Origin of the sequence: Halobium salinum (assembly GCF_026586625.1) — an archaeon.
Classification (GTDB): Archaea; Halobacteriota; Halobacteria; order Halobacteriales; family Haloferacaceae; genus Halobium; species Halobium salinum.
In genome coordinates, this window is record NZ_JAODIW010000006.1 from 1,396,512 (window position 1) to 1,411,366 (window position 14,855).

Annotated in this window: 16 protein-coding genes and 1 tRNA gene; 7 read left to right on the forward strand and 10 right to left on the reverse strand. The window is 68.8% G+C overall.

The window, feature by feature from the left end; genetic code table 11:
* Positions 1 to 5: 5 nt before the first annotated feature.
* The gene (locus N5095_RS10405) at positions 6 to 1,337 is read left to right on the forward strand and encodes an MFS transporter (RefSeq protein ID WP_267622739.1); all 1,332 of its coding nucleotides are present in this window, start codon (positions 6 to 8) and stop codon (positions 1,335 to 1,337) included.
* Positions 1,338 to 1,434: 97 nt separating this feature from the next.
* Here the strand turns inward: N5095_RS10405 and N5095_RS10410 are convergent, their stop codons facing one another.
* The 3 genes from N5095_RS10410 to N5095_RS10420 form a co-directional block, all read right to left on the reverse strand.
* Positions 1,435 to 3,129, reverse strand: a complete 1,695-nt coding sequence (locus N5095_RS10410) for a potassium channel family protein (RefSeq protein ID WP_267622740.1) — start codon at positions 3,127 to 3,129, stop codon at positions 1,435 to 1,437.
* A gap of 118 nt (positions 3,130 to 3,247) precedes the next feature.
* Positions 3,248 to 4,300 (reverse strand): hypothetical protein, encoded by a 1,053-nt coding sequence (locus N5095_RS10415; RefSeq protein WP_267622741.1) that lies wholly within the window; start codon positions 4,298 to 4,300, stop codon positions 3,248 to 3,250.
* A 294-nt stretch (positions 4,301 to 4,594) separates the two neighbouring features.
* A tRNA-Leu gene (locus N5095_RS10420) sits at positions 4,595 to 4,679 on the reverse strand.
* 246 nt (positions 4,680 to 4,925) lie between these two features.
* On the opposite strand from N5095_RS10420, the gene N5095_RS10425 reads away from it, so the two are divergent.
* From N5095_RS10425 to N5095_RS10435, 3 genes are all read left to right on the forward strand, one after another.
* A complete protein-coding gene (locus tag N5095_RS10425) occupies positions 4,926 to 5,138 on the forward strand; it encodes a DUF1328 domain-containing protein (protein WP_267622742.1) in 213 nt (70 codons plus the stop codon).
* A 117-nt stretch (positions 5,139 to 5,255) separates the two neighbouring features.
* Complete coding sequence (locus tag N5095_RS10430) at positions 5,256 to 5,816, forward strand: DUF420 domain-containing protein (protein ID WP_267622743.1); 561 nt, start codon at positions 5,256 to 5,258, stop codon at positions 5,814 to 5,816.
* A 93-nt stretch (positions 5,817 to 5,909) separates the two neighbouring features.
* Positions 5,910 to 6,332 (forward strand): MoaD/ThiS family protein, encoded by a 423-nt coding sequence (locus N5095_RS10435; RefSeq protein WP_267622744.1) that lies wholly within the window; start codon positions 5,910 to 5,912, stop codon positions 6,330 to 6,332.
* Between the two features lie 75 nt (positions 6,333 to 6,407).
* Here N5095_RS10435 and purF read toward each other — a convergent pair whose 3' ends face one another.
* Positions 6,408 to 7,862, reverse strand: a complete 1,455-nt coding sequence (purF, locus tag N5095_RS10440; protein WP_390203057.1) for an amidophosphoribosyltransferase — start codon at positions 7,860 to 7,862, stop codon at positions 6,408 to 6,410.
* A 228-nt stretch (positions 7,863 to 8,090) separates the two neighbouring features.
* Here purF and dpsA point away from each other — a divergent pair, with 228 nt between their 5' ends.
* Positions 8,091 to 8,621, forward strand: coding sequence for a DNA starvation/stationary phase protection protein DpsA (gene dpsA / locus N5095_RS10445; protein ID WP_267622746.1), 531 nt, complete (start codon positions 8,091 to 8,093; stop codon positions 8,619 to 8,621).
* 122 nt (positions 8,622 to 8,743) lie between these two features.
* Here the strand turns inward: dpsA and N5095_RS10450 are convergent, their stop codons facing one another.
* The 4 genes from N5095_RS10450 to N5095_RS10465 form a co-directional block, all read right to left on the reverse strand.
* A complete protein-coding gene (locus N5095_RS10450) occupies positions 8,744 to 8,920 on the reverse strand; it encodes a hypothetical protein (RefSeq protein ID WP_267622747.1) in 177 nt (58 codons plus the stop codon).
* Between the two features lie 120 nt (positions 8,921 to 9,040).
* Complete coding sequence (locus N5095_RS10455) at positions 9,041 to 9,214, reverse strand: 50S ribosomal protein L37e (RefSeq protein WP_267622748.1); 174 nt, start codon at positions 9,212 to 9,214, stop codon at positions 9,041 to 9,043.
* Complete coding sequence (locus tag N5095_RS10460) at positions 9,211 to 9,450, reverse strand: LSM domain-containing protein (protein WP_267622749.1); 240 nt, start codon at positions 9,448 to 9,450, stop codon at positions 9,211 to 9,213. Before N5095_RS10460 ends, N5095_RS10455 begins: the two co-directional genes overlap by 4 nt.
* A gap of 114 nt (positions 9,451 to 9,564) precedes the next feature.
* A complete protein-coding gene (locus N5095_RS10465; protein ID WP_267622751.1) occupies positions 9,565 to 10,659 on the reverse strand; it encodes a mechanosensitive ion channel family protein in 1,095 nt (364 codons plus the stop codon).
* A 159-nt stretch (positions 10,660 to 10,818) separates the two neighbouring features.
* On the opposite strand from N5095_RS10465, the gene N5095_RS10470 reads away from it, so the two are divergent.
* Complete coding sequence (locus N5095_RS10470; protein WP_267622752.1) at positions 10,819 to 11,559, forward strand: proteasome assembly chaperone family protein; 741 nt, start codon at positions 10,819 to 10,821, stop codon at positions 11,557 to 11,559.
* Between the two features lie 137 nt (positions 11,560 to 11,696).
* Entirely contained in the window at positions 11,697 to 12,752 is a 1,056-nt protein-coding gene (gene trmB / locus N5095_RS10475; protein WP_267622753.1) for an HTH-type sugar sensing transcriptional regulator TrmB, read from the forward strand.
* Between the two features lie 201 nt (positions 12,753 to 12,953).
* On the opposite strand, the gene N5095_RS10480 is transcribed toward trmB, so the two are convergent.
* Both N5095_RS10480 and N5095_RS10485 read right to left on the reverse strand, forming a co-directional pair.
* Positions 12,954 to 13,796: a class I SAM-dependent methyltransferase gene (locus N5095_RS10480; protein ID WP_267622755.1), complete on the reverse strand. Its 843-nt coding sequence runs from the start codon at positions 13,794 to 13,796 to the stop codon at positions 12,954 to 12,956.
* 62 nt (positions 13,797 to 13,858) lie between these two features.
* Positions 13,859 to 14,746, reverse strand: a complete 888-nt coding sequence (locus tag N5095_RS10485) for a DUF8054 domain-containing protein (protein ID WP_267622757.1) — start codon at positions 14,744 to 14,746, stop codon at positions 13,859 to 13,861.
* Positions 14,747 to 14,855: the final 109 nt, after the last annotated feature.

The window sequence follows — 14,855 nt, forward strand, 5'->3', positions numbered from 1 at the left end:
CTCGGATGTCGGGCAGCGACGCCACCGCCGACGACGGGGTCGACACCTTCGGCTCGTTCCGACAGTTCGTCTCCCTGCGCCGCGACGTGCTCGTGCTGTCGGTCGCGATGTTCGCGTTCAGCCTCGCGTTCCAGATGACCAGCCGGTACGTACCGGAGTACCTGCGCGTCCTCGGCGCCGGCGCGGGCGTCATCGGCCTGTACGGGAGCGTCGGGAACCTCATCGGCGCCGTCTACCCCTACCCCGGCGGCGCGCTCTCGGACCGCGTCGGCTCGCGCTACGCGCTGACCGGCTTCGCCGTCGTCACCACGCTCGGCTTCGGCGTCTGGCTCCTCGCACCTGAACTCGGCACGCTCGTCGTCGGTGGGGTCGCGATTCCGGCGTGGGTCTGGATTTTCGTCGGCCTCTTTCTCACGCAGGCGTGGAAGTCGTTCGGACTGGGGGCGACGTTCGCCATCGTCAAGCAGAGCGTCCCGCCGAGTCGGCTGGCGTTGGGTTTTGCGAGCACCGAGATATTCCGCCGCATCGGCTTCCTCGTCGGGCCGCTCATCGCGGCCGCGCTGCTCGCGACCACCGCCACGTTCGTCGGCGGCTTCCAAGCCGTTCTCGTCGTCGCGCTGTTGTTCGGGGCGGGGGCGACCGTCGCCCAACACGTCCTCTACGACGCGAGCGAGGACTCCTTCGGGAAGTCCTTCGACGGCCTGGGCGGCGTCGTCGCCGACCTCCGGTCGATGCCGGCGACGCTCCGTCCCCTTCTGGTCGCGGACACCCTGATTCGCTTCGGCAACGGGATGGTGTACGTCTTTTTCGTCATCGTCGTCACCGACTTCCTCGGCGGCAACGGCGTCGGCTTCCAGGGGTTCGGCGTCAGCCTGCGTCCGGACGCGTTCTTCGGCGTCCTGCTCGGCGTCGAGATGGTCGTCGCCATCCTCACCAAGGTCCCCGTCTCGAAACTCGCGGAGTGGACGGGGCTGAAACCGGTGGTCGGCCTCGGCTTCCTCGTCTACGCCGTCTTCCCGGTCGCGCTCATCAACGCGCCGGCCAGCCAGTGGGCGCTGGTGGCGCTCTTTGCCTTCTCCGGGCTCCGTTTCGCCGGCCTCCCGGCACACAAGGCGCTCATCGTCGGCCCGGCCGAGGCCGACGCCGGCGGCCGCGTGACGGGGACGTACTACCTCGTCCGAAACACGGTCGTCATCCCGAGTGCGGCGCTCGGCGGGTGGCTGTACGCCGGGAGCCCCGAGACCGCCTTCACCGTCGCGACGGTCGTCGGCCTCGCCGGCGTCGGCTTCTTCGCGTTGTTCGGCCGGGAGTTCGAGGCGTACGCGCGTGGAGGGTGAGCGACGCGGCACTCGACAGCGTGCGATGTTCGGTGACACGTCGCACTCCGTGGTACGTCACCTCGGTGGCCCATCACACGCTGCAGTCTCGCGGTCGTCACTCGGTGACGACGTCGCTGCCGAGCCCGCGGAGCCGCTCGTCGGTCCCGACGAGCACGACCTCGTCGTCGGCGTCGACCTGTACGCCGTCGTCGACGAGCAACGCTCCGTCGCGCCGGACGCCGACGGCCGCCACTCCCGCCTCCCAGTCGCGGGTCACCTCCCCGAGGGCCCGCCCGGCGAACGAGTCGCCGTCGAGTCGGACGAATCGGACCTCGCCGACCGGGTGGAGGTCGGGGTCGCCGTGAATCTCGGCCGCGAGCGTCCGCGCCGTCGTCGACTGCTCCGAGAGGGCGTAGTCCGCACCCGCGTCGAACGCCTTCCGGACGTTCTCCGCGTCGGCCACCCGGGCGAGTACCTCGGTGTCGTCGTCCATCGCGCGGGCCATGGCGACCGTCAACAGCGTCGTGTCGTCGTCGTTCACCGCGACGAGAAGCGCCGTCGACTCGTCACTCCCCAGCCCGGCGTCCACCAGCGTCGACCGCTCGGTCGCGTCGCCGACGATGTCCGCCCCGGCGTCGTCCCGGACGTCGACCGTCGTTACCGCCACCCGGTCGGGGAGCGCGTCCACGGCCGCCCGTCCCGCTTCGCCGAGCCCCACCACGACGACGCGTTCGGGGACGGCCGGTCGAGTGGTTCCACCGAGCGCGTCGTAGAGGGACTCGAACGCCGACTCGGGGCCGATGACCACCAGCGTCCCGTTCGACGGGAGTCGCTCGTCGGGGCGCGGAGGGAGGTGGAGGTCGCCGTCCACCCAGGCGGCGACCACGGAGAGGTCGGGGTCGGCGGCGACCGGGGTGTCGCCGACTCTCGTCCCGTCGAGCGGGCCGCCGCGACGGACGGGCAGTTCGCGAACCACGACGTCGCCGCCGAGTTCGGCCGACTCGTCCGACTGGCCGACGGCGAACGCCGCCTTCTCGGCCAACCGCTCCCCGACGAGCCGCGGGGGGCACACCACCCGGTCCGCGCCGACCCGCTCGAGGGCCTCGCGTCTGGTCTCGGTCTCGGTCAGACAGACCGCTCGGGCGTCGTCGTTCAGCTGGCGGGCGGTTAGCGTGACGCTCGCGTTTCGGTCGTGCGCGTCGGTGACGACGAACGCGGCGTCGCCGACGGAGGCGCGTTCGAGCGTCGCCGTCTCGGTCGGGTCGCCGTCGATGGCCTGGTAGTCCCGGTTCGAGAGCGCGATGGCCTCCTCCTCGTCGGAGTCGACGAGGACGTACTCGGCGTCGGACGCCTCCAGTTCGTCGAGGAGGACGTCCTTGCCGCGCCCGTACTCGCAGACGACCACGTGACCGCGCTTGGTGGTCAGGCGCTCGTCGAGGACGACGGGGGCGCGTTCGAACAGCGGGATGATGAGGATGCGGAGCGTCACGAAGCCGATCACGACGCCGGTGATCTGATACCACGTCATGAGCAGGTTCATCGGCGCCGTCTCCCACGGTGCGTCCCCGCCGAACCCGGTCGTGGTCATCGTCTGGACGATAATTTGGAGCGAGTGAGGGAACGACCGGGGCCTCCCCTCGAGGCGGGCCATACCGACCTGATAGATGAAGGTGTACACCAGGAGGAGCGCCACGAGACCGGTCCCGAACTTCAGTACCTTCCGCTGTCGCTCCGAGAGGTCACCGAGCGACTCGATGGCGCGGAGCCGGTCGACCTGCTGTTCGAGCGGCGGCCGCTTCCGCGAACTCATACCTCTGTGCGGTCGTCCGTCGGGCGCATGAGTCCACTGGCCTGGTCGGGTCGTCCTCCGCCCGGACGCCCGACTGCAGGGCGGCGGAGCCGACGGTTCGTATCGACACCCCGCTCGACTACTTGTGTCCCCGACTCGCGAGGTGGTACCCCAGAATCGGCTCCATTCCGGCGACGTAGGCGTCGAGGTCGACCGACTCGACGTCGAACTCGCGGGCCCGGAGCGCGTCGTAGCGCTCCCACCACTCCGCCAGGAGTCGGGTCTCCGTGCCCGCCTCGTCGATGCGGCCGCGGACGGCGGCCCTGAGCGCGGCCGACCCGGTGTCAGCTTCCAACGCCGCGAGCTCCTCGTGGGTGACGACGCCACGGTCGAGCGCGTGGGCGAACACGCCGGCGGCCACGTCCCCCTCGTCCAGTTCGCGCTCCCAGGTGCTGACCCAGTTCCCGATGCGGGCGAGCTTCTGGACCTCCTGGGTGACCGCTCGGAGCGTGCCGAGGTCGTCCGTGTCGAAGCCGGGCGAGTTCATCAGGTCGATTGCGAGGGTGACGAACATCATCATGTTCTGTGCGCCGTAGCGCATCGACTCCGTCGGGTTGGCGAGCGCCGGCTTCGCGCTCGCCAACTCCGCGTACTCCATGCTGGTCACCGTCTGTCCGAGGTCGAACCGGAGGACGTCCGCAAACTCCTCGTGTCGAGGCGCGTCCGCGAGCCGGTCGATCAGAGCGTCCCAGACCGCGGCCGTGAACCGAACGTGCTCGGTGTCGCCGGCGACGGCGTCCGGGTCGACTTGCTCGGCGGCGAACGGGATGCGCTTCGCCGTCGCGAAGGTGTCGTCGTGGCCCTCGCGTTCGGCGAAGTCGTCGAGCAGCGTGGTGAACAGGACGGCGATGAGTTTGTCCTGCCGGACCGCTCGCTCGCGTTCGGGCGCGACGCAGGACAGTCGGTACTCGGGGGCGATGGTGTAGTACCACTTCCAGACGAAGGAGTCGCGAATGCCGACCACCTCGTCGTACTCCCGCACCAGACCCGCGACGGGGTCAGGGAGGTCGCGTTCGTAGATAGTCGACAGCGAGTCGATCGACGCGTCGGGCCGCCTCCCCTCTTCGGGCGAAGACGGAGGGGTCGGGTCGCCCGGATTCGGCCCCGCGTTCGTGGCTTCCGTGTCGTTCACGGCTGGGGAGCGCGGAGCAGGGGTAATTGTTATGTGTCGACTATCTGATGTACGCTCGGAATACCGTTCCGGTAACCACCGTCTGCAGTCGCGATAGGTCCGGTGGTGGGGGCTTCCGGCGTACGTCGTGGCGGCGAGCGGCCGACAGGCGCAAAAGCCGACGAGCGGCGTGGCTCCGGAGCGTTAGAGCTGATACACACTACGGGCCGAGCAGCCGCTCTTCGAAGCGAGTTCGGTAGGATTGTGCGCGGGTGATGTCCGTGTAGCGGACGTCACCGCACTGTATGGTGACAGTGCGTGGGACCGGATTTGAACCGGCGGACCTCTACAGGACAGCGCCCTCAACGCTGCGCCGTTGGCCTGGCTTGGCTACCCACGCGCCGTGTGTCTTTCCGCACTACCACGTTCCCGACGCTCCATTAAAATCCCTTCCCTTTCGTCCCGTCCCTGTCGGGGTCTCTCACCCCCGTCACGAGGCCGCCCGTCGGTCGGCCGGAATCCCGGACGGTCACGGGAGTCTGAGCAAGGATTATTCTCTCGGCCGGCGAATATACGGTCGAGTTCTACCAGGCCCTCGCTCACGCGAGCCGCGGGTGCGCCGGCGCTGGGGACCTCGGTGATACACATGAGCAACACCTTCAACCTCGACTCCTTCGTGGGTCTACTGGCTCCCCTCCAGTTCAGCGGCGAGTTCCTCTACTACGCGCTGGTCTTCTTCGTCCTCGCGCTCGTCGCGGCCTTCGTCGGCTTCCGCGGCGTCGCGGGTATCTCGATGGAGATCGCCCGAATCTTCGTGCTCCTGTTCGTGGTGCTCGCGATCGTCGCGATCATTCTGTAACCGGCGCCCGCCCTCACGAACGCATTTTCGTCCCGCACCCCCGCATCGACACAGTTCGTACCCGCACGGCTCTCCCCGACCGAACCGTTTTCGTCCGCTCGCTTCCTTTCGACAGCCATGGAACTGCGAGCGCGCCGGCACGTCCCGGCGCTCACCGCTCTCCTCAGCGTCGTCTCGCTCGCACTCGTGTTCGGCGCCGTCCTCGGCGCTATCCCGGTCGACCGCGTCCCGCGGGCTCCTCCCGCCGTCCTCGACGCCATCCCGCACGTCAACGCGGTCGTCAGCGCCCTCGCCATCGGCACCATCGTCGCCGGCGTCCGGGCGATTCGGGCCGGTCGGGTCGAACGCCACCGGACGCTCATGCTGGCTTCCTTCGGCCTCTTCGCGGTCTTTCTCGTCTGCTACCTCTACAAGGTCGCGCTGACGGGGACCGCGGCGTTTCCCGGTCCGGAGGCCGTCTACCGGTTCGTCTACCTCCCGGTGCTGGGAGTCCACATCCTGCTCGCGGTCGTCTGCATCCCGCTCCTCTACTACGTGGCTCTCCTCGGACTGACCCGACCGGTCGCGGCCATCCGGGCGTCGAACCACCGGCGGGTCGGCCGCGTGGCGGCGGCGCTGTGGCTCGTCTCGTTCGTGCTGGGCGAGGTGGTGTACCTCCTGTTGTACGTGGTGTACTGACCCTCCCGGTCGTCGGTCTCCGGCCCTGCTACGGATTCCCGACATTCGACAATCGTCGCGGCTCCCTTGTCGCCCCGGAGCGTAGCCGTATCCATGACGATACGAACCGAACCGACGACCGTTCCCGGAGACGACGCGGAGGAGGACAGCGGACCCGACACGACGGTCGAGGTCCACGCGACCGGTCACGTCCGGACGGCACTCGGCCGTTCCCGGTTCGAGTTCACGTTCTCGGGGTCCACGCTGCGGGCGTTCCTCGACGCGTTCTTCGCGGAGTACGACCTGCGCGGCATGCTCCTCGCCGAGGGGGAAGCGGAAGCGACGCCCCGGGGATGGGTCAAACTCGACCGTGACCCGCCAGGGACGTGGCGGAAGAACCCCGCGGGCGAACAGTCCCGACCGTACGCACGTATCCTGGTCAACGGCCGATTCAACGAGAACCTCGACGGGTTCGACACCGAACTGCGCGACGGGGACCGCGTCGCACTCGTCTACCCCTTCATGTTCTGCTGTTGAGTCCGGCCGCTCGGTCACACCACGGTGACGGTGTCGGGACGCGACGGACCGCGTCCCGGCTACGGTCGCTTCGGACTAATCGTCCGCAGGTGCCGCCTCGGTCCCCACGTCCGGTCGCGTCACGTCGCGGTCCGACGGTTCGCCGTCGATGTCGTAGGGGTACTCCCCGGTCACACAGCCGAGACAGAGGTCGTCACGGGTCGAGGAGAGCGCGTCGGCGACGGCGTCGATGGAGAGATAGGAGAGGCTGTCGGCGCCGATGGCTTCGCGCACGTCCTCCGTCTCCCCGCCGGCGGCGATGAGCTCCTCGCGGCTCGCCATGTCGATGCCCATGTAGCAGGGGGCGACGATGGGCGGCGCGCCGATGCGCATGTGGACCGCCTCCGCGCCGGCGTCCTTCAGCAGGTCGACGAGCTGTGTCGAGGTGGTGCCGCGGACGATGCTGTCGTCGATGAGCGTCACCGACTTCCCCTCGACGGTCGAGCGGATGGGGTTGAGCTTGAGGCGGACGGCGCGCTCGCGTTCGTCCTGCGTCGGCATGATGAACGTCCGACCGACGTAGCGGTTCTTCATCAGCCCCTCCGCGAACTCGACGAGGTCGTCGTCGGTGGTCGCGTCCTCGTTCGCGGCCTCGGCGTACCCCGAGGCGAACGCCCGTCCGGAGTCGGGGACGGGCATCACTACGTCGGTCTCGACGCCGCTCTCCTCCCACAGAGCCCGCCCGAGGTCGCGCCGGGCCTCGTAGACGAGCGTGTCGTCGATGACGGAGTCGGGGCGGGCGAAGTAGACGTGCTCGAAGAAGCAGTGGGCGGTGTGGTCGCGCTCCACGAGCTGATAGGTGTCGAACCCGGTGCCTCCCTTCTCCAACACGACGAGTTCACCGGGCTTCACGTCGCGGACGAGGTCGCCGTCGAGCGTGTCGATGGCGGCGGACTCGCTGGCGAGGACGTAGCCGTCCTCCACCTCCCCGATGCAGAGCGGGCGGTTCCCCTCGGGGTCGCGAACGCCGAGCACCACGTCGTCGTGCATCACGGTGAGGGCGTAGGAGCCGTGGATGCGCCCCATCGTGCGTTTGACGGCGCGAACGAGGTCCTCCTCCAGCAGGTTCCGGGCGAGGTCGTGGGCGATGACCTCGGTGTCGCCCTCGGAGGTGAACGCGTGGCCCATCCCTTCGAGTTCGTCGCGCAGTTCGTCGGCGTTGACGAGGTTCCCATTGTGCGCGAGACCGAGCGACCCGGACTTGAACGAGACGGCGAAGGGCTGAGCACAGCAGTTGTTGACGCCGCCGGCCGTCGGGTAGCGGACGTGACCGATGCCGGCGCTCCCGTTGAGGGAGTCGAGGTCGCCCTCGTCGAACACGTCGCCGACGAGCCCCATCTCGACGCGGCTGTGCTGCTGGAACCCGTCGTGGGTGACGATGCCCGCTGACTCCTGGCCGCGGTGTTGGAGCGCGTACAGGGAGTAGTAGAGCGGCCGTGCGGCGGCCCGGTCGGCGAGGGAGACGCCGACGACGCCGCACTTCTCGGTCATCCCGGTGGGTCGGACCCGCCCATCAGACATGGGCAATCGTCGGGTGGGGAAGCATAAAAACCCCCGTCATCGTGCTCGTATCTCCAGTTCGGAGCGGAGAAATATTCGCGTTCGTGCATACATAGAGGGAGTCGAACGACGGCTCGCTCAGTCAACGGACAGCCGCCGAGATAGGTCACAGCACGTCGAAGAACGGTTATCTCTCGAGCCGACGTACTGGGCGTCGAGATGAGCACTCAGAAGCACGTCAGAGCGGAAGCCGGCTCGGTCGGAACGAACCCCCTGCGTCTCGACCAGGAGAAGACCGAGCAGATAATCGCCGCGCTCAACGTCGACCTCGCCGACGCCTACACCCTCTACCACCAGCTCCACAAGCACCACTGGAACGTCGCCGGCGCCGAGCACCTCGACATCCACCGCTTCCTGCAGGAGGCCTACGAGGAGATCGAGCACGCGGCCGACGAAATCGCCGAGCGCGTGCAGGCCATGGGCGGCGTCCCTAACGCGAGCATGAGGGTCCTCGCCGAGGTCGCGACCGTCGAACCCGAGGACGAGGACGTGTACGACATCCGCACCTCCCTGACGAACGACCTCGAGATGTACGGCGACATCATCGAGAGCTACCGCGAACACATCGAACTCGCGCAGGGGCTCGGCGACCACGCGACGGCCCACATGCTCCGCGAACAACTCATCGAGGTCGAAGAACACGCCCACGTCATCGACCACTACCTCGAGAGCGACACGCTCGTCGAGTGAGCGGTCGGGTCCCCGTCGACCGAGAGCGCTCGGTCTCTCGACCGGCCCGTCGTCGACCCGCGACCCCGGTCGCCGGTGCCGTGACTCGTTGACCCTCGCTAGCGGGCCGTGTTAACAGCGCACTACCGGCGGAGGGGAACGGTCAGGTCGCTCGATATCCAACCGTCGGTGTTGCCCGACTCGAGGAACACCGACCGGTCGGGACAGCTCTCACAGACCGAGACATCGGGCCGTGAGCGCTCCTCCCGCACGATTTCCTCCGCGTCGAACTCGCGGCCGCGTCGCGTGGCTCCGTCCATCGAGCCGGATTAGGCAGACCTAAAAGAAAAAGGGCGCGGTCCGCGACGAGCGTCGCCGCGACTACCAGATGGGAGCACCGCCGCTCGACGGGGTGGAGAACGAGAGAGAAAGCCGGGGTGTTACTCGCCCTTCTTCGACTGCCACTCGTAGCTCCGACGCTTCGCCGACTTGCCGAAGCCACAGGAGGAGCAGACCTTCTTCTTCTTGTGGTAGGACTTCTCGCCGCAGCGACGACACTTCACGTGGACCTTCTTGTTCTTCTTGCCCTGGGTGGGTGTTCCGGCGCCCGTCATGCTTTGATTGCGACGACGTTGTCGCCACGGATAATCGTTGTGTCTTCGACCGACTCGACGTCCAGGTCGCCCAGGGCGTCGTCGAGGGTCGGGGCGTCCGCAGCGTCTTCCAGCACCACGTTCATGTGCTGGTCGTACCCGGCGAGCACCCCGAAGAAGGCGGTGCCGTCCTTCAGGGAGACGGTCACCGGTTCGTCGAGAGATGCCTCGAGCACGTCGAGAGGTCGGCCGCTCATGGGTTCAACGCGTCCCGTCCGACTATTAAACGTACCGGAAGACCGGTGGAAGCGGCGGTTCTCGGCCGGTTCACCCCCGGACTGCCCGCCAGCCGTGGGTGGGACCTTCGGCGCTCAGCGGTCGTCCCCGGCACCCTCGGCGCCGTCGAGACCAGTTCCATCGCCGTGGTCGGGGTCTCGGCCGTCGCCGACCCCGTTTCCGTCACCGTCCACCCGGCTCGCCGACGGCGGTTCGTCCGCCGTCGGCTCCGCCGCCCGCCGCTCCCCGTCCCTGACCGCGACGGCCGCCTCGCCGCTGGTCTCGTCGAAGACGAGGTGCTGGTGCGGGTAGGGTATCTCCACGTCGACGTCGGGTTCGTGGAGTCGGCCCCAGAGTCGCGTCTGGACCTTCGAGCGGACCGTCAGCAGCTTGTAGGGGGTCTTCGCCCAGTACCGAAGGGTGAGGAGGACGCCGTGGTCGCCGTACTCGTCGATGTAGCAGGTGGGCTTCGCCGGGTAGCGGGCCGCACCGATACGAATGTCCGGCCCTCCTTCGACCACGTCGTCCACGCCGCCGGCGGCGGACTCTATCACGTCGCGGGCCTGTGGGATGTCCGACTCGTAGGTGACGAGGATGCTGAGTCGGAGTCGGGTCCTAGTGTCCTCCGCAGAGTAGTTGATGACGTCCCGTTCGCGGATGTCGGAGTTCGGGATGACGAGGAACGTGTTGTCGAGGGTGATGAGTTTCGTGTACCGAAGCGTGATGTCCTCGACGAACCCTCGCTGGCCGGAGTCGAGTTCGACCATGTCGCCCACCTCGTAGGGCTGGTCCGCGAGGACGAACAGCCCGCCGATGAGGCTCCCGATGATGGGCGCGAGCACGAGACCCAGGACGGCGGAGAACACCGTCACGGAGAGGACGATGTCGGGGAAGCCGAGGCCGAGAATGGCGCCGGTGGCGACCGACCCGAGAACGAGCGTTCCGAGTCGAATCCCGCGCAGCACCGTCTGAGCGACGCTCTGTCGCTGGAATCGCCGAGCGATTGGTCGGCCCAGCAGTCTGACGAGGTACGTCGAGAGGTAGTAGAACGCGAGGAGCGTCAGGACCCCGAGGGCGACCTGGACGAAGGGGACGAACTCCCTCGCGAGGTACTGGCGGAGGAACGCCCGTACCGGGTCCGACGCCTGTCCGGCCTGCGCGACCCCGCCGAGCGCCGAACCGAGTGTCACGTTCGCCCCTCCGGCCCGCGTGAAAAAACGTTGTCGCTACTGGTCGCCACCGCTCGTCCCCGTCCGGGCCGGACGTCCCGAACCGCGTCGGATGGGGCTGGAGGGCACTGCCCTCGACGCCGGGCAACGGCTAAGCACGGGGCGCGAGTACCACGGTCCATGCTCTTCGGAGACCGGCGGCTTCCCGACTTCACCGTCTCACACGACTCGACACCCGGCGGGACGCTCCTCGCCGGGTTCTCGGAGTTCGGCCTCGCCGGACTCACCGCGGTCGACTTCCTCGTCGACCACCTCGACCTGGAGGAGACCGGCCACATCACCGCGGCGGGACTCCCCTCGATAACCCCGTTCGCGGACGGCAAGCCGCGACATCCCACGCGGCTCTACTCGCGCGACGACCTCGACGTGACCGTCCTCGTCGGCGAGCTGTACGTCCCGCCGGGGGTCGCCGGCCCGTTCAGCGAGGCCGTCCTCGACTGGACCGAGGGGAGCGGCGTCGAGGAGGTGGCCGTGCTCGCCGGCATCCCGGTCGCCCACGGCCCCGAGGGCCACCGGGCCTACTACGTCGCCAGCGACGACTACCGCGAGCGCCGGTTGGGCGACACCGACATCGAAGCGATGGGCGCCGGGTTCCTCGACGGCACCCGCGGGGCGCTGATGGAACGGGGGCTCTCCTCGCCGCTGGGTGTCTGTGTGTACCTCACGCCGGTTCACCGGCAGGCCCCGGACGTCGAGGCGGCGGTCCGGCTCGTCGACGCGGTGGAGTCGGTGTACGACCTCGGGGTGGACACCGAGCCGCTGGCGTCGTTCGCCTCGGAGGTGAGCCAGTACTACCGAGAGCTGGCCAGCCGACTGGAGGATCGCGAGACCGAGGAGCCGGGCGACCGGATGTACATGTGACAGTAGCCGCGCCGTCGCCCCGTCGACGGTCAGACGGGACGAACCTGCGAGGACGTTTCTGATACAACCGGCTTCCGAAAGTACGTGCTACTCGGAAGTCAGTAAACCACTTACGTGCGGAGGTCGGTGGTGCCCGTATGGCAGACGACCTCCGCGTGACGATGGAACGCGTCGGGGAGCGGTTCAACCTCGGCGAGTACGAAATCGAGGCGTACCTCGCGGTGCTCGAACACGGCGAGCTCACCGCGAGCGAAATCGCCGACTCGACGGACATCCCCCAGCCACGCGTGTACGACACCGTCCGAAGCCTCTCGGACCGCGGACTGGTCGAGCTTCGGGAGTCCCGCCCGATGAAGATCGTCGCCGTCGACCCCGACGACGCCTTCGGCAACATCCAGGACTCGCTGACGAACCTGGTCGACGAGCTCGGTGCACGTTACACCGCACCCGCACGCGACACCGAGGCCGTCTCGCTCGTGAAGTCGCGCTCGACCATCCTCCGGTACGTCGAAGAGGTCGTCGAGAACGCGGAGTTCGAACTCGTGCTCTCGCTGACGCCGGACCTGCTCCGACGGTTCTACGAGGACCTCGAAGCCGCCGTCGACCGAGGGGTGAGCGTCGACCTGCTCGTGACGCCCGCCAGTCGTGCCCCCGACCCGGAGGAGTTCGACTATCTCACGGTCGCGACTCACGTCCGCGCCCGCCGCGGCATCACGACGCCCGTCGTCGCCGTCGCCGACGGGGAGTACTCCGTCTACGCCACGCAGGACGCCCTGCGCGACGACCGCGACCGCTACGGCGTCATCTTCAACCGCTCCGCGCTCGGGTTCCTCGTCTCCGGGTTCTTCGGCACCGTGCTGTGGACCACCGCCGAGCCGCTCGTCTCGAACCAGACCGACCAGCCGTTCCCGCGTCGGTACTCCTCCATCCGTCGCGCCGTCAAGGACATCCGCGAACTCGGCGGGGAGTTCTACGCCACCGTCGAGGGCCGACACGTCGAGACCGGCAACGACATCACCGTCCAGGGGATGGTCGTCTCGATAGACTTCGAGGAGAGCGAGGAGGTCGCCTCGATGGTCGTCGAGACCGAAGAGGGCGACGAGTACAGCGTCGGCGGCCTAGTCGCCGCGCTCGAGGACATCGAGGGCCAGGACATCCTCCTCGGGCGGGACGAAGTGCCGGAACGACAGTGAACGCGCGGCGTTCGTCGTTCCCGCGAGTGTAGCGAGCGGGGGCCAGCGAGAGCTTGCTCTCGCGCTGCCGCGCAACTTACCGTCGTGGAGGTAGAGCCGCCGGAGCGCCGATGAACGGCGAGCCGCTCGTCGGCTCGCCTATCACTGGCGTGGAGGTAGAGCCGCCCCGACCGCCGGAGCGCCGATGAACGGCGCGCCAACTCAGGCGGACGTTTTCCCCGAAATCACTTCGACCCGGGCGCGCTGTGTGAACGGCCCCCCGCCGAGAGCCGTCAGTCGTTCCCGAAGGTCGACCTCGAACGCCTCCTTCCGGCCGCCGAACGTCGCCGGCGACGCGAAGGAGAGCGAGAACACGTAGCCGACGACGCCGTCGACGCTCCACTCGCGGTCGACCGCGAAGACGCGCGTCTCGGTGTCGTCGAAGCCGAACGCTTCGAGCTTCGCGTCCCACGGGTCGTCGTACTCGACCGAGTCGGGGTCCACGCGCTCCGGCAGGTCGTCGAGGTAGTCGGCAGCGACGGCGTACACCTCCTCCTGCCACGACTCGCGGCCCTTCGTGAGCCACTCGCCGTCGGTGACCAGCGCGACGCCGCCGCCGGGTTCGGTCGCTCCGTGGAGGTGGTCGAGGGTTCGCCCCTGGTCCATCCAGTGGAACGACCGACCCATCGTCGTGAGTCGGAGCGGTGCGAGGTCGTCGCGCATCGTGCCGAGGTCGGCGTCGGAGCCGACGACCCACTCGGCGTTGTCGACGCCGGCGGCCTCGGCCCCCCGGCGGGCTTCCTCCAGCATGGCTTCGTTCGGATCGACGCCGACGACCTGCCCGACGGACGGGGCGAGGGGAATCGAGAGCTGGCCGGTGCCACAGCCGAGGTCGAGGACGCGGGCGTCGTCGTCGAGGGCGAAGCGGTCCCGGAGGTAATCGAGGGCCTGGTCGCCGTACGCCGGCCGATGCGCCGCGTAGTGGGACTCGGTGCTGGCGAAGCGGTCGGCGGGGTCGGTAGGGTCGGTAGGATCGGTGGGGTCGATGGGGTCTGCGGGGGGCATGGGTACGGGGAGGCGAGCAGTGTTTTGGGGACGGGACGAGTTCTCCTCACGGAGTCGGCCGTTCAGAACTCGTAGACGACGGCGTCACACGCTTCGCAGGCGAGCAGTTCCTGTCCCGGCGTGTCGTAGATTCCCGACGTCCCGCCACAGCAGTCGGCGGCGACGGTCTCGGCGAGTCGGCCCGCACAGACGGGGCAGACGGGCGTGAACAGCCGGAGCGGCCGGGCCGCGGCGGTCCGAATCCCGTCCGGGAGGTCGTACTCCGCGAGGGCCCGCACGGCGGCCGTCTCGGCGATTGCGACGGGCCGAGAGAGCCACGCGAAGCGCTCGGAGGTGCCGCCGTCGAGCAGGACGCCGCCGTCCTCGACCCGAGCGGGAGCGTCGAACGCCGCCGCGTCGGCGACGGCGGCGGCGAGTTCGTCGTCCGAGGCGTCCCGGAGGTCGGCCATTTCGGCCTCCCACGCGTCGTAGAACGCGTCACTCGGGGAGAGGTCGGGACCGTCGACGGCGAGCACGCCCGCCTCGACGAGGGCGCCGCTGACGGCTTCGGGGTCGGAAGCGGCCGCGTCGGAGGCGCCGGCGCCACCATCACCGTCGCCGGCGGTGAGGCTGTCGGACTCCCGAGCGACGGCCGCCGCGTCCGGGTCGGCCCCTTCGTGCTCGAAGCCGAGGGCGGCCGCGTCGACCGGGAGCGCGGCGACGAGTCGTGGCGCGAACGCGGGGGTGTAGGGGACGACGTACCCGCGAAGCCCGATTGCGAGCGCGCCGCCGACGGCGACCAGCGCCGCGAGCGATGCCCACAGCGGCGCGAGGAGACCGACCGCGAGCGCGACGACGGCGGCGTTGACGACGGTGCAGGGTGCACACCGGTTCTCGCCGACGTACTCCGGGCTGACGAGCACGTCGCGGACGGTGTCGAGGACGGCCGAGCGGCGGTCCGGGTTCGACATGGCTCACACTGGTCGCCCGAGGGGTTTATCGGTTCGGTCCCGACGGTGGGCGACTCGGCGTCGTGAGCGTCGTTCCCCGGTCGCGGTCTCCCGGTCGCGAACGGTGGAG